Source organism: Nitrobacter sp. 62-13 (assembly GCF_001896955.1).
Classification (GTDB): domain Bacteria; phylum Pseudomonadota; class Alphaproteobacteria; order Rhizobiales; family Xanthobacteraceae; genus Nitrobacter.
In genome coordinates this window covers 11,334-13,169 of the sequence record NZ_MKRN01000069.1, presented here as the reverse complement: position 1 = coordinate 13,169, position 1,836 = coordinate 11,334, and the positions used below count along the sequence as shown (strand labels likewise).

Genomic DNA, 1,836 nt, shown 5'->3' with positions numbered 1-1,836 from the left:
TCCAGACAGGCGACGGCGCAAGCGGTCAGGAGGTTGGGTCGTCCGGCAGGGTTGACGACGGCGGCACATAGGCGTCGAAGGGGTTGCTGTCGGCGAGATGGCCGAACGGCGCGAACACGAAATCCGTGCCGTCGCGCCCCACGGCGCAGATGACGTAGCGCGCCTCGCCTGTGACGGCGTCGGCGCACCCCATGAGCGCGAGGTTCCCGTCGGCCGCGGCTCGCAGCAGCGTCTCAAAGTTGGCGCGCGCGTGATCGGGGATGCTCATGGCGCACCTCGCTCGCTGCGCCCGGCCGAGAGCGTGGTGTCGAGCCAGGGATTGGTCGCGATCCACGCCACGGGCTTGCGGCGGCCGAGGTCGAGGACGTGCGCGCCGCCCCCGAAGGCGTTCACGCGCGGGCGCGAGCAGGTGTTCGCCCATTGGAAACCCCAGCGTCCGGAGAGGCCGAATTCCTTGGCGCAGCGGAGCACGAAGTCGATGACGGCCTGCGGATCGCCGGTGACGTCATCGCGAATCCAGAGCTGCGTTCCGCCATGCTCGGGCTGGATGGACAGGAGGAACGCCTCGGAGGGCGGGTCCTCAGCGGCGTTCTCCTCCATCATGCGGTTGTAGAGATCGAGCGCACGCGCGGCGTTTTTCGGCGTGACGACATCAAGAAGACAGGAGAAGTGCGTGAAGAAGTCAGCCATGTCAGGCTCCTGAACGACGAAGCCCGGCGCGATGGCCGGGCTGGTTGAAGGACGGGGTTGCAGATGGAGCGTCAGAGCCGGAATTCGGCGGCGAGCCGCTGCGCGTTGGCGTGATGCTCCAGCATCTCGCGGTAGAAGCGCTTGCGCGCCTCTCGCTTCGCCGGATCACGCCGCGCCGTTCGCGTGAGCTTGCGCCGAGCGGCGCGGACTACGGCGCGGTCGCTGGCCCAGAACGTGACGCCGAGGCGGAGATAGGTGCCGTACATCTCAGCCTCCCTTCGCCTGCTTGGCAGCGCGAAGGGCGGCGAGCGCCGCGCGGAATTCCGCTGCGCCGACCTCCTCCGACAAGTCGATGTTGGCGGCGACGGATAGGCAAGCGGCGTGAACGTCGTCATCCGACACTGCGTTGGGCGTGAGACTTGCGAACTCAGGATCGGTCTCGGTGATCGCGGTGATCTGGTCGCGAACGCGGTCCTCCTGGAGCTGCGCGAGGATGTGAACGGGGCGCGGCGGCGCGACCGGCTCGTCGGGATCGCGTGCGCCCTCGATGATCGCCTCGGCCTTTGCGACCGCAGCGTTCGCCCGCGCGAGCCAGTAGGCGTCTGTCCGCCGTTGTGCGGCCTGGTCCGCAACGACGATTTTGAGGAGACCGAACAGGACCTCGAAGTGCGCGGCCTTTCGCTGGATGGTCGCATCGAAATGCGACGGGACCGCCACGGCTGCTCCCGAATAGGCGGCGTCGGCGCCGAGCCAGATGCCGGTGACATAGGTTTCGCCGGCGCACTCGTCGTCGAGCTTGTCGTTGGACCAGTCATCGTCTTCAATCGCTTGGCGACAGGCTTCAGCGGGTGTCGCGGCGTCATACGTCCGCTGCCGGTAAACGGGCACACGGTAGGTGGTCTCGATCGTATAGGTCGGCATGATAGGCTCCTGAAACGACAAAGCCCGGCGCGATGGCCGGGCGGTTGAGGTTTGATTGAGGAGGAAGCTGGCTAGTAGCCAAACTCCCAGGAAGGCCAGGACTGGCCGTCGTCGGCGGCCTTGATCGCGTCATCGAGATAGTCGGCGTGCCCTTCGACGAAGGTTGGGTTCCGGACGGGCGTTTCGTCGATCACTGTCACGGCGCAGACGAGGCCGTCTTCGACC

4 protein-coding genes are annotated in these 1,836 nt (G+C 66.9%); all 4 read right to left on the bottom strand.

Going from position 1 to position 1,836, the window contains the following annotated elements; translation table 11 throughout:
- Positions 1 to 25: 25 nt before the first annotated feature.
- Positions 26 to 268 carry a DUF6117 family protein gene (locus BGN91_RS06770; protein WP_292611676.1) on the bottom strand — a complete coding sequence of 81 codons (243 nt, stop codon included), beginning with the start codon at positions 266 to 268 and terminating at the stop codon, positions 26 to 28.
- On the bottom strand, positions 265 to 690 hold the full coding sequence (locus tag BGN91_RS06765; protein ID WP_292611674.1) for a hypothetical protein: 426 nt from the start codon (positions 688 to 690) through the stop codon (positions 265 to 267). The genes BGN91_RS06770 and BGN91_RS06765 overlap by 4 nt, the downstream gene beginning before the upstream one ends.
- 71 nt (positions 691 to 761) lie before the next feature.
- Positions 762 to 956 (bottom strand): hypothetical protein, encoded by a 195-nt coding sequence (locus BGN91_RS06760; protein WP_292611672.1) that lies wholly within the window; start codon positions 954 to 956, stop codon positions 762 to 764.
- Position 957: 1 nt separating this feature from the next.
- Positions 958 to 1,611, bottom strand: coding sequence for a hypothetical protein (locus BGN91_RS06755; protein ID WP_292611670.1), 654 nt, complete (start codon positions 1,609 to 1,611; stop codon positions 958 to 960).
- Positions 1,612 to 1,836: the final 225 nt, after the last annotated feature.

Coding starts and splice junctions, on each gene's coding strand:
- BGN91_RS06755 (WP_292611670.1), bottom strand. CDS start 1,611: ATGCCGACCTATACGATCGAGACCACCTACCGTGTGCCCGTTTACCGG.
- BGN91_RS06765 (WP_292611674.1), bottom strand. CDS start 690: ATGGCTGACTTCTTCACGCACTTCTCCTGTCTTCTTGATGTCGTCACG.
- BGN91_RS06760 (WP_292611672.1), bottom strand. CDS start 956: ATGTACGGCACCTATCTCCGCCTCGGCGTCACGTTCTGGGCCAGCGAC.
- BGN91_RS06770 (WP_292611676.1), bottom strand. CDS start 268: ATGAGCATCCCCGATCACGCGCGCGCCAACTTTGAGACGCTGCTGCGA.